Genomic DNA, 25,130 nt, shown 5'->3' with positions numbered 1-25,130 from the left:
GTCCCTAGAAACAGGAGTTGTTATGTGTGTATCGATATTTTATTCCAAGGCAATACGTTAAAGAAGTTTTTGACATTACACCTGAGTCATTGAAAGAAAAAGGGGTGCTCGGCATCATTACCGACCTGGACAATACATTGGTCGAATGGGACCGCCCCGAAGCGACGCCGCGATTGATCGAATGGTTGAAATCGATGAAAGATGCCGGAATTCAAGTGGTCATCGTTTCCAATAATAATGAAATGCGCGTGAAGTCATTCGCCGACCCGCTCGGCATCCCGTTCATCCACCAGGCGAGAAAACCCATGGGCAAAGCGTTTCGGAAAGCGCTGAAAATCATGAGCGTCAAGCGCGAACAAGTCGTCGTCATCGGCGACCAGATGCTGACCGATATTTTCGGCGGCAACCGCAATAAGCTTCATACGATCCTGGTGTTGCCGGTCGCGCAATCGGACGGCTTCTTTACGCGTTTCAACCGGATGGTCGAGCGCCGGATCATGAAGAGATTGAAGGAAAAAGGACAATTGATGTGGGAGGAAGAAAATTGACAGAAATGCCATATTGCATCGGTTGCGGTGTACAGATCCAAACAGAGCGGAAAGACGATATCGGCTACGCGCCGCCGTCTTCGCTCGATAAAGAAGAAATCATCTGCCAGCGTTGCTTCCGTTTGAAAAACTATAACGAATTGCAGCCGGTTTCCTTGACGGATGACGATTTCCTGCGTATTTTGAACGGCCTTGGGGAACGCAAAGGGCTGATTGTAAAAATCGTCGACATTTTCGACTTTAACGGCAGCTGGCTTCCGGGCTTGCACCGCTTTGTCGGAAACAACCCGATTTTGCTGATCGCCAACAAAGCGGACTTGCTCCCGAAATCGGTCAAAGAGAAAAAATTGATCAATTGGATGAAGCAGGAGTCGCGTAAATTGGGCTTGAACCCGATCGACATTTTAGCTGTTTCCGCCCATAAAGGAACCGGCGTCGCAGAAGCGATGGATGCGATTGAACAATACCGTGACGGCGGAGATGTATATGTCGTTGGCTGTACGAATGTCGGGAAATCGACATTCATCAACCGTGTCATCAAACAGGCGACAGGCGAAGGGGATGTCATCACGACTTCCCATTTCCCTGGCACGACACTTGATATGATCGGCATCCCGCTTGATGATGAGCGCTCGCTATTCGATACGCCGGGCATCATCAACCATCATCAACTAGCGCATCATTTGCACACGGAAGACCTGAAGGCAATCATGCCGAAAAAAGAGATCAAGCCGCGTGTTTTCCAACTGAATCCTGAACAGACATTATTCATCGGCGGGTTGGCGCGTTTTGATTTCATCAGCGGCAAACGTTCATCGTTCACAGTGCATGCCGCTAATTCACTGAATATCCACCGGACCAAATTGGATAACGCAGATGATTTATATGAACAGCACCTGGGTGGCATGCTTGCCCCGCCATCTGCTGAATATAAAGAAGATTTCCCTGAATTGGTGCGCCATGAATTCCGCATCAAAGAAGGCAAGACAGACATCGTCTTTTCCGGGCTCGGCTGGATCACAGTCCAGCATGATGACGTGACGATCGCAGCCCACGCACCAAAAGGGGTAGAAGTCATCGTCCGCCCGTCGCTTATATAGGAGGTTTTACAATGAAGAAATGGTATGCGGTCATCGGAGATCCGATCTCCCATTCATTATCGCCTTTTATGCACGATCATTGGTTCGAAAAACATGGCATCGATGCTTCCTATATCCCGGTGCATGTCGAACCGAAACAGCTGGAAGAAGCGTTTCATTCGATGAAATTGCTTGGCATCAGCGGATTTAATATCACCTTGCCCCATAAGCAGGCGGCAATCCCGTTATTGGATGAGTTGGATGACACGGCCCGTGACATGAATGCGGTCAATACAGTCGCAAATAATAACGGGCGTTTGATAGGATTCAATACAGATGGCGACGGGTTTGTCCGTTCGCTATTGAGTTACCCTGTCGATAAAGATCGTGCATTGCTGGTGATCGGTGCGGGCGGTGCAGCAAGAGGGATCAGTTTTGCGCTCTCGCGTGCCGGATTCAGCAATATCACTATCACCAACCGAACGTTTCGCAGGGCGCAGGAGCTCGCGGATGAAACCGCCAGCAAGGCGATGGTGCTGGCTGATGCCGAAGCGAACCTGAGCGAATTCGCCACGATCGTCCAGACGACTTCTGTCGGATTGACCGAAGAAGCGTTGCCGCTGTCAATGACCCATCTCGGAAGCGGCTCAGTCGTTGCGGACATCATTTACAACCCGCTCGAAACGCCATTTCTGAAAGAAGCAAAAGCGAAAGGCTGCCTGGTGCTGAACGGCGTCGGCATGTTCGTCAACCAAGGCGCCATCGCATTCGAAAAATGGACAGGCATCCGTCCGGATACAGAAGAAATGATTCAATTGATTACGGAAAAATTAGGAGGAAATCATGTTAACAGGTAAACAAAAACGTTTTTTAAGAAGTGAAGCGCATCATTTGGACCCGATTTTCCAAGTCGGAAAAGGCGGCGTCAATGAAGCGATGCTCGTACAGATCGGGGAAGCCCTTGAAAAACGCGAACTCGTAAAAATCAGCATTCTGCAAAATAATGAAGACGGCAAGCACGAAGTGGCCAAGCATCTGGCAGACGGAACAAAAGCGGAATTGGTGCAATTGATCGGCCATACTGTCGTTTTGTACAAAGCGTCCGTCAACAATAAGCGGATTGAGCTTCCGTGAATAAACGCAAAATCGGCATTCTCGGCGGCACGTTCAACCCGCCGCATTTCGGTCATTTGATCATGGCGAATGAAGCCTATTACGCACTGGGCTTGGACGAAGTGCGTTTCATGCCGAATGCCATCGCCCCTCATAAGGAATCGAACGGCATCGATACAGAGGCGCGTGTCGAGATGACACGACTGGCCATCGAGGGACAGGCCCATTTCCGCCTTGAAGACATTGAAGTGTCAGGCGGCGGGGTCTCGTATACGTACGAGACGATGGTCAAGCTCCTCGAACGGGAGCCCGACTGCGAATTTTATTTCATTATCGGCGGCGATATGGTCGAAAGCCTGCATACTTGGCACCGCATCGGCGAGCTGGCTGAATTGGTCCAGTTTGTCGGTATCGGACGGCCGGGTTATATTGCTGAAACGGAATATCCGGTGATGATGATCGATTCCCCTGAAATGCATTTGTCCTCGACGATGCTGCGGGAGCGCGTCGTGGCCGGCAAGCCATTGACTTTTTTCGTTCCCGAACAAGTGGAAACTTATATCCGAAAGGAGCGATTATATGGACCCGAGCCTGATGCTCCAAAAAGTCAAAGAACGCCTTCCTGAAAAACGCTTCAACCATGTGTTGGGCGTAATGAATACGGCGGTCGCACTTGCCAAGCATTACGGCGTGCCGGAAGAACAAGCGCGCATTGCTGCTATTCTCCATGACGTAGTGAAATTTGCCGACCGTGAATGGATGCGCGGCATTATCGAAAAAGAAAGCATGGATCCGTTATTGCTCGACTATCATCACGAATTATGGCATGCTCCGGTAGGCGCGTATGTGGCCAAGTATGAATTCGGAGTCAAAGATGAAGAAATCCTTGACGCGATCCGCTTTCATACGACAGGGCGTGCAGGCATGTCGGATCTTGAAAAAATCATCTACATTGCAGACATGATCGAACCGAGCCGCAAGTTTCCGGAAGTCGACCGGTTGAGAGCCATGAAACATGATGGCCTTGACCGCTTGATGGAAGCGTCGATTCGGCAATCGATCGAATTTCTCGCATCAAAAAATCAGCCGGTTTATCCGGATTCCTTGAAATGCCTCGAGCATTTTGAGCAACAGAAAGGGAACGTGAAGAATGACTAAAGATACATTATTGCAAGTGGCGTACCAAGCCGCAGAGGATAAAAAAGCAGAAGATATCGTTGTATTGAATATGGAAGGCATTTCACTTTTGGCGGATTACTTCCTGATCTGCAGCGCGAACTCGGATCGCCAAGTACAATCGATCGCCCGTGAATTGATGGAGAAAGCTGGAGAAGCCGGCTATGAAGTCAAAAGTGTTGAAGGCTTCGATGCAGCGCGTTGGGTCTTGGTCGACCTTGGCGATGTCGTGGCCCATGTGTTCCATCGCGATGAGCGCTCGTATTACAACCTAGAGCGTCTATGGCGCGACGCTCCGCAGCTCGAAGTATGAACTACGGACGGTTTGCAGCGGTTTACGACGACTTGATGGAAGATATTCCGTACGAACAATACGTGGAGTGGATCGCAGAAACGATGCGCTCTGGATCTGTACTCGATCTTGCGTGTGGCACAGGCGTGCTGTCTGAACTGATGGCTGAGCTCGGCTATGACGTGACGGCGAGTGATTTATCCGCCGACATGCTTACCGTTGCACAGAAGCGCTTCAAAGAATCGGCGCTGGATATTCCAGTGCTTCAATTGTCGATGGACAACCTGGAAGGTTTGGAAGGCTTCGATGCCGTGACGATCGCGATCGATTCGTTGAATTATTTAGCGAAAGAAGAGCAGGTCAAAAAGACATTCGAACAGGTCTATGCGGCATTGAAGCCCGGCGGATATTTCTTTTTCGATGTCCATTCAGTATTCAAGATCGACGAGATCTTCATGCATAGCCCGTTTGTTTATGACGGGGAAGACCTTGCCTATATGTGGCACACTGAAAAAGGTTCGGCGCCTCACAGCGTCATCCACGATTTGACGTTTTTCGTGCGTGAAGGCTGGATGTTCGAGCGCTTTGAAGAAACGCATGAACAACGGACTTTCTCGGTTGACGTTTACAAAGAATGGCTCACAGAAGCCGGATTTACGGTGGAATCAGTGACTGCTGATTTCACTGCGGATGCACCTAATGACGAAAGCGAACGGATCTTTTTCCGTGCGAAAAAGTAATCAGCAACACAAACCCGCATATTTTTATATGCGGGTTTTTTTCGTGGAAAGATGGACTTTCGATCAACCGTTATTATATAATTCAGACAGCTTCAGCTGTTTGCTTTCTGCGGAAACGAGGGATGCCCACTGAATATTTCTCCGCAATTTGCCAAATACGGCCGCGTCGTTGTGCCGCTTGCCGCCATTTTGGCGCTTCTCTATTTCTTTCTCCTCCACGAACCCCCTGAGGCCACAAGCCTCGACGAACTTACTTCCGAGACTACCGAACAACCGCCGCCACCGGAAACCGATCCAGCGGTCCCGACAAGCGTCATGATTGATGTGAAAGGCGCAGTCCAAAACGAGGGCTTATATGAATTGCCCTCCGGTTCGCGCATTAATGATGCTATCGAAGCTGCCGGCGGCTTTTTGCCGGAAGCAGACAACCGCTCGATCAATCTGGCAGTCATCGTGCTGGATGAATCAGCGGTCTATGTGCCGAAACAAGGCGAAGAAAGCGTTGAGCTGGCAGGTGCAGCACTTGGCGGCAGCGCAGAGCCCGGCCTTATTAATTTGAATACGGCAACCGAAGATGAGTTGACCGAACTTCCTGGAATCGGGCCGGCTAAGGCAGCAGCCATCGTGGCACATCGGACTGAAAATGGGCCCTTCAAAAGTACCGAGCAATTGATGGATGTGACAGGCATCGGCGAAAAGAGCTTTGAACAATTGAAGGAATTGGTCCGTGTCAGATAAGGACGGACGGCCCTTGACGAAACAACTGCCTCTGCTACACTTAATTTAACGAAACAGCAGGGGGCAATCAGATGAAGCGAATAACGTGGGATCAATTTTTTATGGCTCAAAGCCATCTTTTAGCGCTAAGAAGCACTTGCACAAGGCTGGCCGTCGGAGCGACGATTGTCCGGGACCGGCGCATCATGGCTGGGGGCTATAACGGCTCGATTTCCGGTGGGGACCATTGCATCGATAAAGGCTGTTATGTCGTCGATAACCATTGCGTGCGGACCATCCATGCAGAAATGAATGCACTATTGCAATGCGCGAAATACGGTGTCAGTGTCAGCGGCGCCGATATGTATGTCAGCCATTTTCCTTGCCTCCAATGCACGAAATCCATTATCCAGGCAGGCATTTCACGCCTCTATTATGCGGCTGACTACAAAAATCACGAATACGCCATCGAACTGCTGGAACAGGCAAATGTCGAAGTGATCCAAGTGATGTTCGATGAACGGACAATCGATTTCCTCAGCGTCGAGAAAACGGCATTGTATATGGAATTGATTGAACAGCTTGGCGCAAAAGGGGCGAGCGAAGAAGAGTTGTCCCATTATAAAGAACGGGTGAAGGAATTATTTGGAGAACTTCTCGTTTAACGGAAGCGTTATTTCTCTATGCAGCAATTGCGGTGGCAATTGCCGCACAAGCAGCACATGGCTCAGCTGATAAGCTTTTGCTCATGGTGCTGCTTTTTTACTGGATGATATACCGTAAAGAGCGTAGAGTTTGGCTGGCAATCGTTTTAGCGGTGTCATTGATTTCCTACATTAATATGGATGCCCGTTTGGTGGAAGGGCCCTTGTTAACCGGAAGCTTTCAAGGTGCGCTTGTTTTCGATGAACTATCCATCGATGGAGACCGCATGTCTGGATTTGCGACTGCTGGTTCCGGCCAAATCATTTATGCGAGCTACCGGATCCTATCGGTTGAAGAACAGCAGCGATTGCAGGAGCTCGGCCCATCAGCGATGCTGCAAGTGGTGGGAACATTTACGGAGCCGAAGCCGCCTGCCCATCCATACGCGTTTGATATGGCGGGCTATCTGCAGCGCCATAATGCAACTGGCATGCTTGAAATCGAAACGCTCGATTCGGCGACACCAGGCACAGGGTTCCGTGCCCGTTTGGCCAGGCAACGCAGCGAGTTGATTGAACATATCGAGTCGTCCTTTCCTGAATCGTTGACAGCGGAAGCCCAGGCGCTGTTGCTCGGGGATCGCAGCGGCATGGATTCAGAGCAAGCCAGGATCCAGCGGAAGCTTGGCATCACGCATCTTTTTGCAATCTCTGGTTTGCATGTGGGGATCGTCAGCGGCATGATTTATTTTGTATTGCTGCGCTTACGGATCAGGAAAGAAAGCGCAACGGTGTTATTGCTGATTGTGCTGCCTTTGTATGCCGTGATGGCGGGGGCTGCCCCATCGGTCCTAAGAGCTTGCGCCATGGTCGTTTTCGTGTTGGCCGCTCGGCTTTTTGGGCTGCATGTGTCGGCCATTCAAGCCTTATCGGCGAGCTTTATCTTATTTTTATGGATCGACCCCGGCCTGCTGCAGGATATCGGCTTTCAATTGTCTTACGGGGCAAGTTTCGGGATCATCGCCTCGCTGAAACTGATGGAAGGGGCTTCTTTTATCAAAAGCGGCTTGATTGTCACGGCCGTTTCCCAGCTATGTTTGTATCCTCTTTTGCTATTCCACTTTTTTGAAATCTCCCTATCCTCCTTTTTAGTAAATGCCATCTATGTCCCGTTGTTCACGCTGCTGGTTTTACCGGCAAATTTCATTTTATTGGCTGCGAGCTTTTTGCCGCTGGGCGTCGATGCCGTCCTTTTTGCGGCCTATGAGCCGTTACGCAGCTGGATTGAAAAGCTGACTGCGTCTTTAGCGGGGTTGCCCCGTCAAGTATGGACGCCGGGCAGGCCGTCTACTGGCTGGTTGTTGTTCATGGGTGCCAGCGTGCTGCTGTTTTTTGTCCAGGCGGAAAAACGCTTCCGCCCACGTTTATTGCTCATCCTGCTCGTTCCAGCATTACTTCTGACAATGAAGCCTTATCTCGATCCGAGGCTCCACGTCAGTTTTATCGATGTTGGGCAAGGCGACAGCGCATTGATTGAGCTGCCTTATCGCAAAGCGCTGTATTTAGTCGATGCCGGGGGCGTCTTGCGATTTGATGGTGAGCCGTTCCGGGAAAAGAGCCGCCCGTTTGAAGTGGGGCGGCAAACAGTGGTGCCGTATTTGAAAGCGCGGGGCATATCGAGTATCGATCTTTTTATCTTGAGCCATCCGGATGCAGATCATGCTGAAGGGGCGGATGAAGTCTTTGAAGAACTGGCTGTGGAGCGTCTGCATATTACTCCCGGATCAGAGGCAAATGCTTTGATGACAGCGCTCGCGCCGTCAGCTCGTGAAGCGCGTGTGGAATTGCCTAAGAACGGTGCAGGCTGGCAAGTGGGCGAAACGCAATTTTCGTATTTATCGCCGGTAGATGAATTATATGAAGGCAATGACGATTCACTCGTATTGCTGATGGAGCACGAGGGGCAGCGATTTCTCTTTACGGGAGATCTGGAAAGTGAAGGTGAAACGGGGGTGGTCGAGCGCTACGGTGAACAACTTGCGGACATGACGGTATTGAAAGTCGGGCATCATGGAAGCAAGACTTCGAGCTCACAAGCTTTCCTGGAAGCCTTGCGTCCGCAAGTTTCGGTCGTTTCAGCAGGGATCGACAATCGTTACGGGCATCCAAGCCCAGAAGTAACGGAGCGGTTTGGCGAATTGGGTTTGCGGCTTCTGTCGACAGCTGAAAACGGGACCATTCGCATGACGATTGAAGATGGGCGTATGACAGTTGACACCAGCCGAAAATAAAAAAAGCCCCGGCCTATGCCGGAGCTTTTTTTGTAATCAGCGGGCTACGAATTGTACGACGCCAGCGATGATGAAAATAAGTGCGAAGAAACCAAAGGAAACGACGAAGCCCATCCCTGCATCGATGGCATCGTTGCGTTTGGACTGAACGTTCTGTTCAAATTCATTCATTGAAAATCCCTCCTAGTTGATTTTATTATAAGGGAACGATAACGAAAAATCCATATCGAACTAAACAATGTCCGCCGATTTTGGCCGACGTCACACAACTGTCAAAAGCGGACTTGTCCTGTGAGGCAGACCGATAGGGAGAAATCCGGTATAGTTAAGTGCAGAGGGAGTGAAACGTATGATTACATCAATTTGGAAGTCGATACGCGCGGATAAAATCGATCCGGTTTACCTGATCGTCGGGACGGAGAGCTATTTCATCACCAAGACGATCGAATTGCTGAAAGCGCAAATGGCGGAAGCAGGGGAAACGGATGTCTCCAATTTTGACTTGGATGAAGTACCGGTCGGCCATGTGTTGGAAGAAGCGGACACGATCCCGTTTTTTAGCGACCGCAAGCTGATCATCGCGCGCAATGCTTCGTTCCTTAAAGCGGCGGAACGGGGGAAAGAAAAGATCAACCATGACCTCAAATCTTTGGAAGCATGGCTCGAAAATCCCCCAGCGACAAGCGTGACGGTTTTTGTGGCACCGTATGAAAAATTGGACGAACGCAAAAAAATCGTCAAGCTGATGAAAAAGAATGTCGTGCTTATCGAAGCGAAGTCGTTGCAGCCGCATGAACTGGAAAGCTGGATTGCGCACAAGGCAAAATCCCATGGTAAAATATTGGAGCGGCAAAGTGCGCAAAAGCTCATTGAAATGGCGGGGACCAATTTAACTTTGCTCGCTTCAGAAATCGAGAAGATGTCCTTATACCTCGGCTCGGAGCAAGAAGAAATCTCCCAGGAGCTCATCGAAGACATGACTGCTCGGACACTGGAACAGGATGCGTTCAAGATGCTGCAGGCTTATCTCGACGGGGACATTCAGACGGCGCTCAGCGTCTATTATGACTTGTTGCGTCAAAAGGAAGAGCCTGTCGCACTTGCTGCATTGCTGGCGTCGCAGATCCGCTTCATGGTGCATGTCTATTATCTGCAGAAAAAAGGCTATCATGCGCAGCAAATTTCCAAACAGCTCAAGGCGCATCCTTATCGTGTCAAGCTACTAGTGGAAAAGCGTCGTCAGATTTCAGAAGCCCGTTTGCTGCAAGTGCTCGGCGATTTGGCGGACATCGACTTGCAATTGAAAACCGTTTCAGGGAACCGGGAGCGGGTGCTGGAATTCTTCCTCATGAAACGCGCGGGGCATGCAAAAAAATCCTCTTGAATATGAATCACCTAGTGAACAAAAGCGTTGCCTGCTCTAGCTGGCGACGCTTTTGTTGTTTTTCGCACAGAAAAAAGCCGACCCAATATAGGGCCGGCTTTTTGATGCGTTTTACGCTTTTTTCATGAGGCTTGATTTTCTACGGGCAGCAGTGTTTTTGTGGATCAAACCTTTAGAAGCTGCTTTCTCAACTTGTTTGATTGCTGCTTTAAGGGAATCCCCTTTGTTTTCTTCATTATTGGCTACAGCTTTCTCAGCCTTTTTCATAGAAGAACGCATTGCAGTTTTAACAGATGAGTTCTGAGCATTTTTCGTATCGTTCGTGCGAACACGTTTGATTGCAGATTTAATGTTTGGCATATCTTTCACCTCCTAGACAATTTGAGCGTCAGGCACAAGCCCTTGCTCTTCAGTGTCTCTATACAACAAAAGTAATTTTATCAAATCGGCTGGCCGAATGCAATAGTTACGTGGAAAGAAGTTTCCCTTGACACTGAAAGCTTTATGCGGTGATTCATTGCCCATTACCCGCTTGACTGCTATAATTCAAAGTAGTTTATATGGGAGTGAAGAAAATGGACCAAGAACAGAGATTAGCGAGACAACAGAAGATCCGCAACTTTTCCATCATCGCACACATCGATCATGGAAAATCGACGCTGGCCGACCGCATTTTGGAAAGAACCAATGCACTGACAGCACGCGAAATGAAATCCCAATTGCTCGATTCCATGGATTTGGAGCGTGAGCGGGGAATCACCATCAAATTGAATGCCGTCCAGCTCAATTATACAGCAAAAGACGGAGAAACATACATTATGCACTTGATCGACACGCCGGGCCATGTCGATTTCACGTACGAAGTATCAAGAAGCCTCGCAGCATGTGAAGGCGCTGTTTTGGTCGTCGATGCGGCACAAGGCATTGAAGCGCAGACGCTTGCCAATGTCTATTTGGCGCTCGACAATGATCTCGAGATTCTTCCGGTCATCAACAAAATCGATTTGCCTGCAGCCGACCCGGAGCGCGTGCGCCAGGAAGTTGAGGATGTCATCGGCCTCGATGCGTCTGAAGCAGTATTGGCTTCCGCCAAAGCCGGAATCGGCATCGAGGAAATCCTTGAACAGATCGTCGAAAAAGTTCCGCCGCCACAAGGCGACCCGTCAGCACCGCTTAAAGCGATGATTTTCGATTCCTTATACGATCCGTACCGCGGCGTTGTCGCTTATATCCGGATCATGGAAGGCACAGTCAAGCCAGGCGACAAGATCAAGATGATGGCGAGCGGCAAAGAGTTCGATGTCGTTGAAGCTGGCGTCTTCACGCCGAAAGTGACATTGCGCGACGAATTGACCGTCGGCGATGTTGGCTTCCTGACCGCTTCCATTAAAAATGTCGCGGATTCTCGCGTCGGGGATACGATCACGCTTGCGGAAAACCCGGCACAAGAAGCACTGCCAGGTTACCGACGTTTGAACCCGATGGTTTATTGCGGAATGTACCCAATCGATACATCGAAATACAATGATTTGCGCGATGCACTGGAAAAATTAGAGCTGAACGATGCCGCATTGCAATTCGAGCCTGAATCCTCACAAGCGCTTGGTTTCGGCTATCGCTGCGGATTCCTTGGCCTCTTGCATATGGAGATCATCCAGGAACGCATCGAACGTGAATTCAATATCGACTTGATCACGACAGCGCCAAGTGTTATCTACCACGTCCACATGACAGACGGGGAAGTGCTTAACATCGATAACCCGGCGATGATGCCGGACCCGCAAAAGATTGAATATGTCGAAGAGCCATATGTCAAAGCGACAGTCATGGTCCCGAACGATTTCGTCGGCGCCGTCATGGAAATCTGCCAGCAAAAGCGTGGTAATTTCATGACCATGGATTACCTCGACAACTCACGCGTCAGCATCATTTACGAATTGCCGCTTGCGGAAATCGTCTATGATTTCTTCGACCAATTGAAATCGGGCACGAAAGGCTATGCCTCGTTCGATTATGAATTGATCGGCTACAAAGATTCTAAATTGGTGAAAATGGACATTCTCCTGAACGCTGAGAAAGTCGATGCGTTGAGCTTTATCGTCCATAGGGATTTTGCTTACGAGCGCGGGAAAATCATTGTCGATAAATTGAAGACATTGATTCCCCGTCAGCAGTTTGAAGTTCCGATCCAAGCCGCAATCGGCCAGAAGATCGTAGCCCGCCAAACCATCAGCGCCATCCGGAAAAACGTCCTCGCGAAATGCTACGGCGGCGATATTTCCCGGAAGCGCAAATTGTTGGACAAGCAGAAAGAAGGGAAAAAGCGGATGAAGCAAGTTGGCTCCGTGGAAGTCCCGCAAGAAGCATTTATGGCTGTTCTCAAAATGGATGACCAATCCAAATAAACGAAAAAAAGGAGGCGGTTTTTCTGCCTCCTTTTCCTATTAGAAAGAAGGATTTTTTTATGGTAAAAGGCATGTATATCCATATCCCATTCTGCCACCAGATTTGTTTTTACTGTGATTTCAATAAAGTGTTCTTCAAAGACCAGCCGGTGGACGCCTATATCGAATCGATCGGCAAGGAATTGGCGCTGTGGAAGCAAGAAGGCGCATTGGACCATCCGCTTGAGACGGTTTTTCTCGGCGGCGGGACACCAACGGCCTTGACGCCTGAGCAGCTGGAGCGCTTGCTTGAGTTGATCCACCAGTATGTTCCGATGGCTGAAGGCGTCGAATGGAGCTCAGAGGCGAACCCGGATGAATTAACGCGCGAAAAGATGGAAGTGCTCTATAAAGGCGGCGTCAACCGGCTGAGCATGGGCGTCCAGACCTTCGACCAGGATTTATTGAAGCGGCTCGGTCGCACGCATGCCAATGACGATGTGCTGCGTGCCGTTGAAACTGCACGCGAAGTCGGTTTTGCGAATATCAGCTTTGACTTGATGTATGGGCTGCCCGGACAGACGATGGCGCAATGGGACGAAACGCTTGAGCGCGCATTCGCATTCGGCATGCCGCATTTCTCGGCATATTCATTGATCATCGAACCGAAAACGGTGTTCTATAATTTGATGGTGAAAGGCAAGCTCAACACGGTGACCGAAGACTTGGAAGGCGATATGTACGAGCGCCTCATGGATGAAATGGAAAAGCATGGATTGCATCAATATGAAATTTCCAATTTCGCAAAGCCTGGCCATGAATCCCGCCACAATCTCCTGTACTGGGATAATGAAGAATACATCGGTGTCGGCGCGGGTGCCCACGGTTATGTGAAAGGCATCCGCTATTCCAATCACGGGCCTTTGAAAAAATACATGGAACCGCTGGAGTCGGGTAAGCGGCCGGTGCTTGACGCGACGCAAGTGAGCGTCAAGGCGCAGATGGAAGAAGAGATGTTCCTCGGCCTGCGCAAGACGGCAGGTGTCGACATCGCTCATTTTGAAGAAAAGTTCGGCGCCCCGCTGGAAAAAGTGTACGGCGAGATTCTCCGCAGCGAAACGGCAAAAGGCAATCTGGCAATCGAACAGGGCCGTGTTAAATTGACGCATAAAGGCCGATTCGTCGGCAATGAAGTTTTCGAGCAATTTTTGCTTTCCTAGAAGCGCATCCGTTGACAAGCAAAAAAAGATTTGGTAATTTTAGTGTAGTCTTAGCACTCGAACTCATAGAGTGCTAACAGAGGTGATGATCATGTTAACAGAACGGCAGCTGCTCATTTTGAAAGTGACAGTCGATGATTATATCCAATCAGCGCAGCCGGTAGGATCGAACCAACTAGCTAAAAAGCCGGGCATCACTTCCAGTTCGGCAACCATTCGCAATGAATTGGCTGAGCTCGAAGGCCAGGGTTACCTCGAAAAGACTCACACATCCTCGGGCCGGATTCCGTCTCAAAAAGGCTACCGCTATTATGTGGACCATTTGCTGACGCCGAATCCTGTGCCGCAACAGGACATTGTCCAGCTTCGTTCGGTTTTTGAGGAAAAAGTGACCGAAACCGAGGAAATCATCAAACGTTCGGCTGGCATCCTGTCCGAATTGACGAATTATACGTCAATTCTGCTGGGACCGGATATTCGCAAACATGTCGTCAAAAAATTGTCGATCGTGCCCTTGTCCCCGGGAATGGCGGTGGCGATCATCGTTACCGACTCGGGCCATGTGGAAAATCGGGTATTCTCCATCCCACCGGATCTGGATCCATCCGACATCGAAAAGATGGTCAATATCTTGAACGAGCGGCTCATCGGCGTCTCGCTGCACGACCTGCACATACGCCTCGAGCAGGAAACGCTCGCTCTCTTGCGCCAACATATCGAGCGCTACGGTGAATTGTTCCGAACGTTCAAGCAGGCATTGCTGCTTCCTCGCTCGGATAATGTGTATTATGGCGGCAAGCTGAATATTTTGAAGCAGCCGGATTTCCATGATATTCAGAAAATCCGTGAGTTGATGGATGTGATGGAAGAAGGGAAGCACATTCCTGAAATCTTGCCGATCGGCGCTCAAGGGCTTCAAATCCGCATCGGTTCGGAAAACGCGCTGGCGGCCATGGAAGATTGCTCGGTCATTACGGTATCTTATGATATCGGGGATGAGCAAATGGGCTCCATCGCGATTGTCGGGCCGAAAAGAATGGATTACCGCCGGATCGTCTCGCTATTGGATTACGTAAGCGGCGATCTATCGAAAGAGCTGACACGGCTGTTTCAAGGAAAGTGAACCAAAGGAGGCACATATTTTGTCGAATGAAAAAGAAACACTCAAACAACAAGACCTAGAACAGGAAGCTGCACAACAAGAGTCGGCGGAAACTGTGGACGAAACAGCAGAAACCGCTGAAGGAACAGAGCCTAGAACTGTCGAATCATCCGATCAGCCACAAGCAGAAGAGCCAGTAGATGAGAAGGCTGAACTTCAAGCACAGCTTGAAGAAGAGCAGAACAAATACTTGCGCCTTTTGGCAGATTATGACAATTTCAAGCGCCGCACCAAAAAAGACCAGGAATTGGCAAAGCAATTCCGTTCCCAATCATTGTTGACGGATCTTTTGCCGGTCATGGATAATTTTGACCGCGCGCTTGCTGTTGAAGCGAAAAGCGAAGAATCCGCCTCTCTTTTGAAGGGCCTTGAAATGGTCAAGAAATCCTTGGCTGATGCTGTAGCGGCGGAAGGCTTGGAAGAGATCAAAGCGGTCGGCGAACCGTTCGACCCTCATTTCCATCAGGCAGTCATGCAGGAAAGCGATGCAGACAGCGAACCCGGAACGGTGTTACAGGAGCTTCAAAAGGGGTATACCCTGAATGGCAGAGTGCTCCGCCCGGCAATGGTAAAAGTGAACGAATAAGTGAAATTCAAGAATCTAATGTTAATGGAGGAATTTTAAATGAGCAAAATTATCGGAATTGACTTAGGTACAACAAACTCAGCAGTCGCAGTACTAGAAGGCGGCGAACCAAAAATCATCCCAAACCCGGAAGGCAACCGCACAACACCATCGGTCGTATCGTTCAAAAACGGCGAACGCCAAGTCGGTGAAGTAGCAAAACGCCAATCCATCACGAACCCGAACACGATTCAATCCGTCAAACGTTTGATGGGTACAGAGGAAAAAGTGACAGCTGAAGGCAAAGAATACACAGCGCAGGAAGTTTCTGCGATGATCCTTCAATACATCAAAGGCTATGCTGAAGACTATCTCGGAGAAAAAGTCACGAAAGCCGTCATCACGGTACCGGCATACTTCAACGATGCAGAACGCCAAGCGACAAAAGACGCTGGCCGCATCGCAGGCCTTGAAGTGGAACGCATCATCAACGAGCCGACAGCAGCAGCGCTTGCTTATGGCCTCGATAAAATGGAAAAAGACGAAACAGTCTTGGTCTATGACCTTGGCGGCGGTACATTCGACGTATCGATTCTTGAACTTGGCGATGGCGTTTTCGAAGTAAAATCGACTGCCGGCGACAATCGTTTGGGCGGCGATGATTTCGATAAACTGATCATCGATTACCTAGTGCAGGAATTCAAAAAAGAAAACGGCATTGACTTGTCGAAAGACAAAATGGCGACACAACGCCTAAAAGATGCTGCTGAAAAAGCGAAAAAAGATTTGTCAGGCGTAACAACAACTCAAATCTCCTTGCCATTCATCACAGCTGGCGAAGCAGGGCCGCTTCATATGGAAATGAGCCTTTCCCGCGCGAAATTCGACGAGTTGACTTCTTCTCTAGTCGAACGCACAATGGGGCCGACTCGCCAAGCATTGAAAGACGCAGGCGTTTCCGCTTCAGAACTTGATCGCGTGATTCTAGTTGGTGGATCTACTCGTATCCCAGCTGTCCAAGAAGCTGTTAAGAAAGAAACAGGAAAAGACCCTCATAAAGGCGTTAACCCGGATGAAGTTGTTGCAATGGGCGCAGCTGTACAAGGCGGCGTACTGACTGGAGACGTTCAAGACGTTGTATTGCTTGACGTAACTCCATTGTCCCTTGGTATCGAAACAATGGGCGGCGTGTTCACGAAATTGATCGAGCGCAACACGACGATCCCGACATCTAAATCGCAGACGTTCTCTACTGCAGCTGACAACCAGCCGGCAGTTGACATCCATGTCATGCAAGGTGAACGCCCAATGGCAGCGGACAACAAAACACTCGGCCGCTTCCAATTGGCTGATATCCCGCCTGCACCACGCGGCGTGCCACAAATCGAAGTCAGCTTCGATATCGACAAAAACGGCATCGTCAGCGTAAAAGCGAAAGACCTCGGCACGCAAAAAGAACAGACGATCACGATCCAATCAAGCACAACGCTTACGGACGATGAGATCGACCGCATGGTAAAAGAAGCGGAAGAAAATGCAGAAGCAGATGCGAAGCGCAAAGAAGAAGTAGAACTTCGCAACGAAGCGGACCAAGCAGTCTTCACAACAGATAAAACGATCGAAGACCTTGGCGAAGCAGTTTCTGAAGACGAAAAGAAACAAGCTGAAGAAGCGCGCGATGAATTGAAAACAGCGCTAGAAGGCACGGACATCGAAGATATCCGCACGAAGAAAGACAAACTGCAGGAGCTTCTTCAAGGCTTTGCCATGAAAGCTTACGAGCAGGCAGCCCAGAACCAGCAAGGGGCTGAAGGCGAAGCTCAGCAAGGAAATGACGACGGCGTTGTCGATGCTGACTTTGAAGAAGTAAACGACGATAAAGACAAGTAAGATATGCAAGGCCGAAAAAGTCAAAGCAAAGCAACTGCTTTGGCTTTTTCAATGTCTTTGCAAGCGCAATTTAAACCGTGTACAATTACAGTTGACTGCAAGAGGGAGAGTGACCTATGAATAAGCGAGACTATTATGAAGTCCTTGGCGTTTCTAAGGATGCTTCAAAAGAGGAAATTAAGAAAGCGTACCGGAAGCTTTCCAAACAATATCACCCGGACATCAATAAGGAAGCGGATGCTTCCGAGAAGTTCCAGGAAGTCAAAGAAGCCTATGAAGTGTTGAGCGATGAGCAAAAACGCGCCCAATACGACCAGTTCGGCCATCAGGATCCAAACCAAGGCTTCGGCGGCGGCGGATTCGGCGGTGCGGAAGGATTCGGCTTTGATGACATTTTCAGCACCTTCTTCGGCGGCGGCACGCGCCGGCGCGACCCAAATGCACCTAGAAAAGGCGATGATCTTCAATATTCCATGACCATCGATTTTCTGGATGCGGTATTCGGCGAGGAGACGGAAATTGAAATCCCGAAAGATGAAACATGCGAAACTTGCGACGGATCAGGAGCGAAGCCCGGAACGAGCAAGAAAACTTGCCCGTATTGCGAAGGAACGGGCCAGTTGAATGTCGCGCAAGATACGCCGTTCGGCCGTATGGTCAACCGCCGTGCGTGCCACCACTGTGAAGGCACCGGCCAGATCATCGAAGAAAAATGCACAACTTGCCGCGGTGCAGGTAAAGTGAGAAAAATGAAGAAAATCAAAGTGACAGTTCCAGCCGGCGTTGATGACGGGCAGCAATTGCGCGTATCAGGACAAGGCGGCCCAGGCTTCAATGGCGGGCCAGCCGGAGATCTTTATGTGCTGTTCCGTGTCAAACCCCATGCGCAATTTGAACGCGACGGGGATGATATCCACCTGGAATTGCCAATTACTTATCCGCAAGCCGCACTCGGTGACGAGATCGAAGTCCCGACTGTTTCCGGAAAAGTGAAACTGAAGATTCCAGCCGGAACGCAAAACGGCGCCCGTTTCCGCCTGCGCGGGAAAGGCGTACAAAACGTTCACGGCTACGGTGTCGGCGATCAGCACATCACCATCAAAGTGAAAGTGCCGACCAAGTTGAGCGAAAAACAAAAGCAATTGCTGCGTGAGTTTGCCGAAATTTCTGGGGATATCCCGGAAGAGCAAAGCAGTTCATTGTTCGACAAGATTAAAAGAACCATTAAAGGTGATTCATAATAGGCATTCATAGCCTTGGACAAATGGAAAACTCCCGTGCAATAGGGAGTTTTCTGTCTGTTACATAATTGTTCAATAAAGGAGCTGGTCGTAAGTGAAATGGTCTGAGCTGTCGATTCATACGACGAACGAAGCAATTGAATCAATTTCCAACATTCTGCATGAAGCGGGGGCAAGCGGCGTCGTCATCGAGGATTCCGAAGATCTGACGAAAGATCGTGAAGATGTATTCGGTGAAATCTATTCACTCGATCCAGAAGATTTCCCAACAGAAGGCGTCATTTTAAAAGCGTATCTGCCGGTCAATAGCTTTCTCGGCGAAGCCGTCGAAGGCATTAAGCTGGCCATCAACAATCTTGCAGAATTCAATATCAATGTCGGGCGCAATGTCGTCACGATCAGTGAAGTAAATGAAGAAGACTGGGCGACGTCCTGGAAGAAGTATTACCATCCGGTGAAAATTTCCAAAAGATTCACCATCGTGCCGACATGGGAAACTTATCATCCGGTTTCAAGTGATGAACTGATCATTGAACTCGACCCGGGCATGGCATTCGGAACCGGTACGCATCCAACAACTGTCATGAGCTTGCAAGCACTTGAAAAACATGTTGGTAAAGGCAATACGGTTATCGATGTGGGAACCGGATCGGGCGTACTCGCAATTGGTGCGGCCTTGCTTGAAGCAGCTTCAGTCAGAGCGCTGGACCTCGATGAAATTGCGGTCAAAGCGGCAGGGTTAAATGTTAAATTGAACAAAGTACAAAACCGCGTCAATGTATTCCATGGCAATTTGCTCGAAGCGATCGACGACCCAGCGGACGTAGTCGTGGCGAATATACTCGCCGAAATCATCATGTCGTTTACGGACGATGCTTACCAGGCCGTCAAGCCGGGCGGCATCTACATCACGTCCGGAATCATCGCCCAAAAGAAAAATGACGTGAAACAGGCGCTTGAAGCTTCAGGCTTTGTCATCGAAGATATCATGATGATGGAAGACTGGGTAACGATCATTTCGAAAAAACCGCTATGATGGGGTGCGACCATGCAACGATATTTTATAGAAGATAAAAAGTCCGCAGATGGTTATTTGACGATTACAGGAGACGACGCCAAGCACATCGCTAAAGTGATGCGTCAATCAGTTGGCGAAGAATTGATCGCTGTTGTTGCCGGTAAAGTTTACTTGGCGAAAATCACCGATATTGACTTAGATGTTCAAGTCAAGCTCATCCGTGAGCTCGAGGACCGAAGCGAATTGCCGAAAAAAGTAACGATCGCCTGTGGCCTCCCGAAAGGTGATAAGCTCGAACTGATCACCCAAAAAGCGACAGAGCTCGGCATGAATGCTTTATTGCCCTACTCGGCTGAGCGCTCGATCGTCAAATGGGACGGCGCAAAAAGCATAAAGAAAATCGAACGGTTAAAGAAAATCGCCAAGGAAGCGGCTGAGCAGTCGCATCGCAGCCACATTCCTGACATCCAGGCGGTACACAGCTTTAAAGAGTTGGCAAATGTCGTGAAAAATTACGATGTGGCCATTGTCGCTTATGAAGAAGAGGCGAAAAAGAGTGGCGGAAGGCGGTTTGCCGAAATTCTGGAATCATTGTATGATAAAGACTCAATCTTGCTTGTTTTCGGGCCAGAAGGCGGCATTTCGGAAACAGAAGCGGCCGCACTCAAGGAAGCTGGCGCATTGTTCACCGCGCTTGGCCCGCGTATTTTGCGCACGGAGACGGCTCCGCTTTATGCATTGTCTGCAATATCCTATGAATTTGAATGAAAGAGGTGGCCACCGATGTCAACTGTCGCATTTCATACTCTTGGTTGCAAAGTGAACCATTATGAAACGGAAGCGATTTGGCAGTTATTCAAAGAACAGGGCTATGAGCGTACTGAGTTTGAACGTCTTTCCGATGTTTACGTCATCAATACCTGCACCGTCACCAATACAGGCGATAAAAAGAGCCGGCAAGTGATACGCCGTGCCGTCCGCTCCAATCCCGATGCGGTCATTTGCGTCACAGGCTGTTATGCACAGACTTCGCCTGCTGAAATCATGGCAATTCCCGGCGTCGATATCGTTGTCGGCACGCAAGACCGGACAAAGCTCCTGGAATACATTGAACAATACCGCGCAGAGCGCAAACCGATCAATGCCGTGGGCAATATCATGAAGAACCGCATCTATGAAGAATTGGATGTCCCTGCCTTCACGGACCGTACACGCGCGTCGTTGAAAATCCAGGAAGGCTGCAATAATTTCTGCACGTTTTGCATCATTCCGTGGGCGCGTGGATTGATGCGCTCGCGAGATCCGCAGGAAGTCATCCGCCAAGCACAGCAATTGGTTGATGCCGGTTATCAGGAAATCGTTTTGACCGGTATCCATACCGGGGGCTATGGGGAAGATTTGAAAGATTATAATTTGGCGCAGCTATTGCGCGATTTGGAACAACAAGTAAAAGGCCTGAAACGCCTGCGCATCTCATCAATTGAGGCGAGTCAGCTGACAGATGAAGTGATTGCGGTCTTGAAACAATCCAATATCGTCGTGCGCCATCTCCATATCCCGATCCAATCCGGTTCCGATACGGTCCTGAAACGGATGCGCAGGAAGTATACGATGGCGTTCTTCGCAAATCGCCTGGAACGTTTGCGCGATGCCTTGCCGGATCTGGCGATTACTTCTGACGTCATCGTCGGGTTCCCGGGAGAAACGGAAGAAGAATTCATGGACACCTTCAATTTCATTCGCGACCACAGGTTCTCGGAGCTTCATGTATTCCCGTACTCGATGCGCACCGGCACGCCAGCCGCGCGTATGGATGGCCAGATCGATGAAGCGGTCAAAAATGAACGCGTCCACCGCCTGATTGAATTGAACGATCAGCTGGCAAAGGAGTACGCCAGCCGTTATGAAGGCGAGCTCCTGGAGATTATCCCGGAAGAAGAGTCGACAGACCATCCGTCAGGCGGCATGCTTGTCGGTTACACGGATAATTACTTAAAAGTCGCCATTTCTGGCGATGAATCGCTGATCGGAAAAATCGTCAAGGTGAAAATCACCAAGGCGGGATATCCGATGAACGAAGGGCAATTTGTCCGCGTGATGGACAATTTGACTGTCTGAAAGAAAACCTACTAGTAGAATGGAGAACTGAATCATGACGAATATTGCATCTTTAATCGACCATACATTATTGAAAGCGGAAGCTACAGCCCCGCAAATCGAACAGCTTTGCAAAGAAGCGGCAGAATACAAATTCGCTTCTGTTTGCGTCAACCCGGCATGGGTCGCGCTTGCTGCAAAACAACTCGACCAGAGCGAAGTGAAAGTTTGCACAGTCATCGGCTTCCCGCTCGGCGCCTCGACTTCTGAAACGAAAGCGTTCGAAACAACAGATGCCATCGAAAAAGGCGCAGGCGAAATCGATATGGTCTTGAACATCGGCGCATTGAAGAGCGGCCAGGAAGATGTCGTGAAAGCGGATGTCGAAGCAGTCGTGAATGCAGCAAAAGGAAAAGCAATCGTAAAAGTCATCCTTGAAATCTGCTTGTTGACGGATGAAGAAATCAAATTGGCTAGCCGCTTGTCGAAAGAAGCGGGAGCCGATTTCGTCAAAACATCGACTGGTTTCTCTACCGGCGGTGCAACTGTCGAAGCGGTGCGTCTAATGCGCGAAACAGTCGGCCCGGATCTTGGCGTCAAAGCTTCTGGCGGCGTCCGCAGCCTTGAAGATGTGGAGAAAATGGTCGAAGCCGGAGCGACTCGCATCGGCGCAAGTTCAGGAGTCCAGATCATGCAAGGCCTCACTTCAGACAACGATTATTAAGTATTGACGAAGGCTAATTCATGCGTTATAATTTTCTAGTATATAACACTTGTTGTTATTTGCTTCAACGTGTGTTCGGAGGGAGGGAAAAAGAGATGTCAAAAACTACAGTTCGTAAAAACGAATCAATTGAAGATGCTCTTCGCCGCTTCAAACGCACTGTTTCGAAGTCCGGAACAATGCAAGAGGTAAGAAAGCGCGAGTATTATGATAAGCCGAGCGTGAAACGTAAATTGAAATCAGAAGCTGCGCGTAAACGTAAATTTTAATTGACTTTGATCTTAAATGACTTTTAAAAATAGCAACGAACAGCTAAGACCGGAAGCACAAATGTGCTTCCGGTTTTTTTATGCCTTAAAACGGTCACTTAATGATGAAGATGTAAGCGCATTCCATCGTAACTTGGAGAAAATTGCTTTATAATGAAAAAAGAAGCCGGCTTTTGAAACCGCAGCTCGACTCATCCGTATACATAATTATCCTAAAGTTTTCATGAAGGAGAGGGGGAACTTGCCGTGCGGAGAAAACAAGCTTGGATCGGCTTTTTGTTCCTGGTGATGGCATTTGCTTTAGCGATTCCGGCCATTTCTGCGGATAACGGAAAAGTTTATGTCATTCCGATTGAAGCGGAAGTGGAGCGGGGATTGCAGTCGTTTCTGGAGCGTGGCATTGATGAAGCCGAAGAAGCCGGTGCGGAAGCTATTGTCTTTGAAATCGATACACCGGGCGGTTTTGTCAATGCAGCAGATGGCATTGCCCGCCTGTTGGATGAAGCCGAGCCTGAAACACTCGCTTTCATCAACCAGGATGCCCTCTCGGCTGGTGCTTTTCTGGCCTTGCATAATGATGAAATCTATATGCATCCGAATGGGCGGATGGGTGCGGCGCAAGTCATCGACCAGTCGGGCAACGCGGCTGCCGATAAGGCGAACTCAGCTTGGCTTGCTTCAATGAGAAGCGCTGCGGAATCATCAGACCGCAATCCACAATTTGCCTTGGCGATGGCGGATGCCAGTATCGACCTTCCGGAATACCGGGCTGCTGAAGGTGATTTATTGACACTCGGCGCCCAGGAAGCGCTCGACGTCGGTTATTCAGAAGGGACTGTTTCATCCCTTGATGAACTGCTAGAAATGAAAGGCCTCTCAGGCGCTGAGGTCATCCAAGTAGAAGAAAACTGGTCAGAGACGCTCGCACGTTTTTTGACGAGCCCGATTGTGGTACCGATTTTACTGTCGGTGGCAGGCCTCGGATTACTGCTTGAGCTGTTCACGCCTGGAGTCGGGATCCCTGGATTCTTCGGCTTGTTTTCGCTAATGCTGTTCTTCTATGGCCATTTAGTGGCGGGGCTTGCCGGGTATGAATCGATTTTACTGTTGATCTTCGGTCTCGGTTTGATCCTGCTGGAATTTTTCGTTCCGGGCGGTATACTGGGGATTCTCGGGATACTGGCGGTCATTGGAAGTGTTCTATTAGCGGGTGAAGACGTCCAGTCAACAGCGGTCGCAATTTTGATTGCATTACTTGTAGCTTCAGCAGGGATGGTGATTTTAGTGAAATTTTTCGGGAAAAAGTTGAACATGTTCAAACGCATTATCTTGACCGATGCCACCGATACGGAACATGGCTATGTCTCAGCCGTCAACCGGCCGGAACTGATCGGCCAGATCGCTCGAACGACCAATGCCCTGAGGCCTTCTGGCACTATCCGGCTTGGTGACGAATACATCGATGCAGTATCCGAAGGCCGGTTTATCGACAGCAACAAAGATGTTAAAATTATCAAGGTAGAAGGGTCTCGCATCGTTGTGCGTGAACTCGAAAAACAAGAGGAGGAAGAATAAATGGGACTTGAAGCAATCGGCTTAGGCGCCGCGATAATTGGTATTATCGTTGTACTTGCCATCTTTTTCACATTCGTACCAGTCACATTATGGATCTCGGCTTTAGCTGCCGGCGTCCGCATCAGCATCTTCACATTGATCGGGATGAGATTGCGCCGGGTTATTCCATCGCGCATCGTCAACCCGCTGATCAAGGCTTCAAAAGCTGGTCTTTCCGTACAGATCAACCAATTGGAAAGCCATTACCTGGCTGGCGGTAACGTCGACCGTGTCGTTAACGCATTGATCGCAGCGCACCGTGCCAATATCGATTTGCCGTTCGAACGCGCAGCAGCAATCGATCTTGCCGGCCGTGACGTACTTGAAGCGGTTCAAATGTCGGTTAACCCGAAAGTTATTGAAACGCCATTCATTGCCGGTGTTGCAATGGACGGGATCGAAGTGAAAGCAAAAGCGCGGATTACCGTGCGCGCCAATATCGACCGCCTCGTCGGTGGTGCGGGTGAAGAAACAATCGTCGCCCGTGTTGGTGAAGGTATCGTTTCTACACTCGGTTCAAGCACGAACCATAAAAAAGTCCTGGAAAACCCGGACCTCATCTCCCAAACTGTACTAGGCAAAGGATTGGATTCCGGTACAGCTTTTGAAATCTTGTCCATTGATATCGCAGACGTGGATATCGGCAAAAACATCGGTGCCGAGCTTCAAACAGAGCAAGCAGATGCCGATAAGAAAATCGCACAGGCTAAAGCTGAAGAACGCCGTGCAATGGCTGTCGCTAGCGAGCAGGAAATGAAAGCGAAAGTCGTCCAGATGCGCGCGAAAGTTGTCGAAGCCGAAGCCGAAGTGCCGATGGCGATGTCAGAAGCCCTCCGTTCTGGAAACATTGGCGTGATGGATTATATCAATTACAAGAACGTCCAAGCTGATACAAGCATGCGTGAATCCATTTCGAAAAGCGGAACGGAAAAACAAGAGGACGAAAACTAAAAAATTCCGCC

At 49.5% G+C, this 25,130-nt stretch carries 27 protein-coding genes; 25 read left to right on the top strand and 2 right to left on the bottom strand.

The genetic code is table 11. The features are described from left to right. The first annotated feature begins 17 nt into the window (after window positions 1-17). The 11 genes from DFR62_RS09560 (at window position 18) to DFR62_RS09510 (ending at window position 8,600) form a co-directional block, all read left to right on the top strand. Window positions 18-548, top strand: coding sequence for a YqeG family HAD IIIA-type phosphatase (locus DFR62_RS09560; RefSeq protein WP_370668411.1), 531 nt, complete (start codon window positions 18-20; stop codon window positions 546-548). After that, complete coding sequence (gene yqeH, locus DFR62_RS09555; protein WP_058380955.1) at window positions 545-1,648, top strand: ribosome biogenesis GTPase YqeH; 1,104 nt, start codon at window positions 545-547, stop codon at window positions 1,646-1,648. Before DFR62_RS09560 ends, yqeH begins: the two co-directional genes overlap by 4 nt. Before the next feature lie 11 nt (window positions 1,649-1,659). Continuing rightward, window positions 1,660-2,484, top strand: coding sequence for a shikimate dehydrogenase (aroE, locus tag DFR62_RS09550; protein ID WP_121300058.1), 825 nt, complete (start codon window positions 1,660-1,662; stop codon window positions 2,482-2,484). Further along, window positions 2,471-2,761: a ribosome assembly RNA-binding protein YhbY gene (gene yhbY / locus DFR62_RS09545; protein ID WP_058380953.1), complete on the top strand. Its 291-nt coding sequence runs from the start codon at window positions 2,471-2,473 to the stop codon at window positions 2,759-2,761. The genes aroE and yhbY overlap by 14 nt, the downstream gene beginning before the upstream one ends. Continuing rightward, entirely contained in the window at window positions 2,758-3,366 is a 609-nt protein-coding gene (locus tag DFR62_RS09540; RefSeq protein ID WP_121300056.1) for a nicotinate-nucleotide adenylyltransferase, read from the top strand. Before yhbY ends, DFR62_RS09540 begins: the two co-directional genes overlap by 4 nt. Next, on the top strand, window positions 3,320-3,898 hold the full coding sequence (yqeK, locus tag DFR62_RS09535) for a bis(5'-nucleosyl)-tetraphosphatase (symmetrical) YqeK (RefSeq protein ID WP_121300054.1): 579 nt from the start codon (window positions 3,320-3,322) through the stop codon (window positions 3,896-3,898). The genes DFR62_RS09540 and yqeK overlap by 47 nt, the downstream gene beginning before the upstream one ends. Next, a complete protein-coding gene (gene rsfS, locus DFR62_RS09530) occupies window positions 3,891-4,229 on the top strand; it encodes a ribosome silencing factor (RefSeq protein WP_121300052.1) in 339 nt (112 codons plus the stop codon). Before yqeK ends, rsfS begins: the two co-directional genes overlap by 8 nt. After that, a complete protein-coding gene (locus tag DFR62_RS09525) occupies window positions 4,226-4,948 on the top strand; it encodes a class I SAM-dependent DNA methyltransferase (protein ID WP_121300050.1) in 723 nt (240 codons plus the stop codon). Before rsfS ends, DFR62_RS09525 begins: the two co-directional genes overlap by 4 nt. Before the next feature lie 171 nt (window positions 4,949-5,119). After that, on the top strand, window positions 5,120-5,686 hold the full coding sequence (locus DFR62_RS09520) for a helix-hairpin-helix domain-containing protein (protein WP_241663089.1): 567 nt from the start codon (window positions 5,120-5,122) through the stop codon (window positions 5,684-5,686). 71 nt (window positions 5,687-5,757) lie between these two features. Next, window positions 5,758-6,330 carry a ComE operon protein 2 gene (locus tag DFR62_RS09515; protein ID WP_058380948.1) on the top strand — a complete coding sequence of 191 codons (573 nt, stop codon included), beginning with the start codon at window positions 5,758-5,760 and terminating at the stop codon, window positions 6,328-6,330. Window positions 6,331-6,362: 32 nt separating this feature from the next. Beyond that, entirely contained in the window at window positions 6,363-8,600 is a 2,238-nt protein-coding gene (locus tag DFR62_RS09510) for a DNA internalization-related competence protein ComEC/Rec2 (protein WP_241663090.1), read from the top strand. A gap of 36 nt (window positions 8,601-8,636) precedes the next feature. Here the strand turns inward: DFR62_RS09510 and DFR62_RS09505 are convergent, their stop codons facing one another. Further along, a complete protein-coding gene (locus DFR62_RS09505; protein ID WP_082799234.1) occupies window positions 8,637-8,771 on the bottom strand; it encodes a YqzM family protein in 135 nt (44 codons plus the stop codon). A 178-nt stretch (window positions 8,772-8,949) separates the two neighbouring features. Here DFR62_RS09505 and holA point away from each other — a divergent pair, with 178 nt between their 5' ends. Beyond that, complete coding sequence (gene holA / locus DFR62_RS09500; RefSeq protein ID WP_121300046.1) at window positions 8,950-9,984, top strand: DNA polymerase III subunit delta; 1,035 nt, start codon at window positions 8,950-8,952, stop codon at window positions 9,982-9,984. A 111-nt stretch (window positions 9,985-10,095) separates the two neighbouring features. On the opposite strand, the gene rpsT is transcribed toward holA, so the two are convergent. Further along, complete coding sequence (gene rpsT / locus DFR62_RS09495; RefSeq protein ID WP_121300044.1) at window positions 10,096-10,344, bottom strand: 30S ribosomal protein S20; 249 nt, start codon at window positions 10,342-10,344, stop codon at window positions 10,096-10,098. Between the two features lie 215 nt (window positions 10,345-10,559). Here rpsT and lepA point away from each other — a divergent pair, with 215 nt between their 5' ends. From lepA to floA, 13 genes are all read left to right on the top strand, one after another. After that, window positions 10,560-12,389 carry a translation elongation factor 4 gene (lepA, locus tag DFR62_RS09490; RefSeq protein WP_121300042.1) on the top strand — a complete coding sequence of 610 codons (1,830 nt, stop codon included), beginning with the start codon at window positions 10,560-10,562 and terminating at the stop codon, window positions 12,387-12,389. Window positions 12,390-12,448: 59 nt separating this feature from the next. Continuing rightward, window positions 12,449-13,588 (top strand): radical SAM family heme chaperone HemW, encoded by a 1,140-nt coding sequence (gene hemW / locus DFR62_RS09485; protein ID WP_121300040.1) that lies wholly within the window; start codon window positions 12,449-12,451, stop codon window positions 13,586-13,588. A 91-nt stretch (window positions 13,589-13,679) separates the two neighbouring features. Beyond that, complete coding sequence (hrcA, locus tag DFR62_RS09480; RefSeq protein ID WP_121300038.1) at window positions 13,680-14,711, top strand: heat-inducible transcriptional repressor HrcA; 1,032 nt, start codon at window positions 13,680-13,682, stop codon at window positions 14,709-14,711. A 19-nt stretch (window positions 14,712-14,730) separates the two neighbouring features. Then, window positions 14,731-15,336 carry a nucleotide exchange factor GrpE gene (gene grpE, locus DFR62_RS09475; protein ID WP_121300036.1) on the top strand — a complete coding sequence of 202 codons (606 nt, stop codon included), beginning with the start codon at window positions 14,731-14,733 and terminating at the stop codon, window positions 15,334-15,336. 39 nt (window positions 15,337-15,375) lie between these two features. Continuing rightward, window positions 15,376-17,205, top strand: coding sequence for a molecular chaperone DnaK (dnaK, locus tag DFR62_RS09470; RefSeq protein WP_121300034.1), 1,830 nt, complete (start codon window positions 15,376-15,378; stop codon window positions 17,203-17,205). A 116-nt stretch (window positions 17,206-17,321) separates the two neighbouring features. Further along, window positions 17,322-18,446, top strand: a complete 1,125-nt coding sequence (dnaJ, locus tag DFR62_RS09465) for a molecular chaperone DnaJ (protein WP_121300032.1) — start codon at window positions 17,322-17,324, stop codon at window positions 18,444-18,446. 94 nt (window positions 18,447-18,540) lie between these two features. After that, entirely contained in the window at window positions 18,541-19,482 is a 942-nt protein-coding gene (gene prmA / locus DFR62_RS09460) for a 50S ribosomal protein L11 methyltransferase (RefSeq protein ID WP_121300030.1), read from the top strand. Between the two features lie 12 nt (window positions 19,483-19,494). Next, window positions 19,495-20,232, top strand: coding sequence for a 16S rRNA (uracil(1498)-N(3))-methyltransferase (locus tag DFR62_RS09455; RefSeq protein WP_121300028.1), 738 nt, complete (start codon window positions 19,495-19,497; stop codon window positions 20,230-20,232). A gap of 15 nt (window positions 20,233-20,247) precedes the next feature. Next, window positions 20,248-21,582, top strand: coding sequence for a tRNA (N(6)-L-threonylcarbamoyladenosine(37)-C(2))-methylthiotransferase MtaB (mtaB, locus tag DFR62_RS09450; protein WP_121300026.1), 1,335 nt, complete (start codon window positions 20,248-20,250; stop codon window positions 21,580-21,582). Between the two features lie 34 nt (window positions 21,583-21,616). After that, window positions 21,617-22,285: a deoxyribose-phosphate aldolase gene (deoC, locus tag DFR62_RS09445; protein ID WP_058380935.1), complete on the top strand. Its 669-nt coding sequence runs from the start codon at window positions 21,617-21,619 to the stop codon at window positions 22,283-22,285. Between the two features lie 95 nt (window positions 22,286-22,380). Further along, on the top strand, window positions 22,381-22,554 hold the full coding sequence (gene rpsU / locus DFR62_RS09440; RefSeq protein ID WP_006828698.1) for a 30S ribosomal protein S21: 174 nt from the start codon (window positions 22,381-22,383) through the stop codon (window positions 22,552-22,554). A gap of 288 nt (window positions 22,555-22,842) precedes the next feature. Continuing rightward, a complete protein-coding gene (locus tag DFR62_RS09435) occupies window positions 22,843-24,129 on the top strand; it encodes an NfeD family protein (RefSeq protein WP_121300291.1) in 1,287 nt (428 codons plus the stop codon). Next, on the top strand, window positions 24,130-25,119 hold the full coding sequence (floA, locus tag DFR62_RS09430) for a flotillin-like protein FloA (RefSeq protein WP_058380934.1): 990 nt from the start codon (window positions 24,130-24,132) through the stop codon (window positions 25,117-25,119). It begins immediately after the preceding gene. The last annotated feature ends 11 nt before the right edge of the window (window positions 25,120-25,130 follow it).

It is taken from the genome of Planococcus citreus (assembly GCF_003664125.1).
GTDB classification, from domain to species: Bacteria; Bacillota; Bacilli; order Bacillales_A; family Planococcaceae; genus Planococcus; species Planococcus citreus.
The sequence above is the reverse complement of the archived record's forward strand: the minus strand, read 5'-3'. Positions and strand labels throughout refer to the sequence as shown.

What these genes read in the sequence shown, in the direction of transcription:
- yqeK (WP_121300054.1), top strand. Translation starts at nt 3,320, where the DNA reads ATGGACCCGAGCCTGATGCTCCAAAAAGTCAAAGAACGCCTTCCTGAA.
- rpsT (WP_121300044.1), bottom strand. Translation starts at nt 10,344, where the DNA reads ATGCCAAACATTAAATCTGCAATCAAACGTGTTCGCACGAACGATACG.
- DFR62_RS09515 (WP_058380948.1), top strand. Translation starts at nt 5,758, where the DNA reads ATGAAGCGAATAACGTGGGATCAATTTTTTATGGCTCAAAGCCATCTT.
- mtaB (WP_121300026.1), top strand. Translation starts at nt 20,248, where the DNA reads ATGTCAACTGTCGCATTTCATACTCTTGGTTGCAAAGTGAACCATTAT.
- dnaJ (WP_121300032.1), top strand. Translation starts at nt 17,322, where the DNA reads ATGAATAAGCGAGACTATTATGAAGTCCTTGGCGTTTCTAAGGATGCT.
- lepA (WP_121300042.1), top strand. Translation starts at nt 10,560, where the DNA reads ATGGACCAAGAACAGAGATTAGCGAGACAACAGAAGATCCGCAACTTT.
- DFR62_RS09525 (WP_121300050.1), top strand. Translation starts at nt 4,226, where the DNA reads ATGAACTACGGACGGTTTGCAGCGGTTTACGACGACTTGATGGAAGAT.
- DFR62_RS09505 (WP_082799234.1), bottom strand. Translation starts at nt 8,771, where the DNA reads ATGAATGAATTTGAACAGAACGTTCAGTCCAAACGCAACGATGCCATC.
- rsfS (WP_121300052.1), top strand. Translation starts at nt 3,891, where the DNA reads ATGACTAAAGATACATTATTGCAAGTGGCGTACCAAGCCGCAGAGGAT.
- hemW (WP_121300040.1), top strand. Translation starts at nt 12,449, where the DNA reads ATGGTAAAAGGCATGTATATCCATATCCCATTCTGCCACCAGATTTGT.
- yhbY (WP_058380953.1), top strand. Translation starts at nt 2,471, where the DNA reads ATGTTAACAGGTAAACAAAAACGTTTTTTAAGAAGTGAAGCGCATCAT.
- aroE (WP_121300058.1), top strand. Translation starts at nt 1,660, where the DNA reads ATGAAGAAATGGTATGCGGTCATCGGAGATCCGATCTCCCATTCATTA.
- hrcA (WP_121300038.1), top strand. Translation starts at nt 13,680, where the DNA reads ATGTTAACAGAACGGCAGCTGCTCATTTTGAAAGTGACAGTCGATGAT.
- DFR62_RS09435 (WP_121300291.1), top strand. Translation starts at nt 22,843, where the DNA reads ATGGCATTTGCTTTAGCGATTCCGGCCATTTCTGCGGATAACGGAAAA.
- deoC (WP_058380935.1), top strand. Translation starts at nt 21,617, where the DNA reads ATGACGAATATTGCATCTTTAATCGACCATACATTATTGAAAGCGGAA.
- DFR62_RS09455 (WP_121300028.1), top strand. Translation starts at nt 19,495, where the DNA reads ATGCAACGATATTTTATAGAAGATAAAAAGTCCGCAGATGGTTATTTG.
- rpsU (WP_006828698.1), top strand. Translation starts at nt 22,381, where the DNA reads ATGTCAAAAACTACAGTTCGTAAAAACGAATCAATTGAAGATGCTCTT.
- holA (WP_121300046.1), top strand. Translation starts at nt 8,950, where the DNA reads ATGATTACATCAATTTGGAAGTCGATACGCGCGGATAAAATCGATCCG.
- floA (WP_058380934.1), top strand. Translation starts at nt 24,130, where the DNA reads ATGGGACTTGAAGCAATCGGCTTAGGCGCCGCGATAATTGGTATTATC.
- dnaK (WP_121300034.1), top strand. Translation starts at nt 15,376, where the DNA reads ATGAGCAAAATTATCGGAATTGACTTAGGTACAACAAACTCAGCAGTC.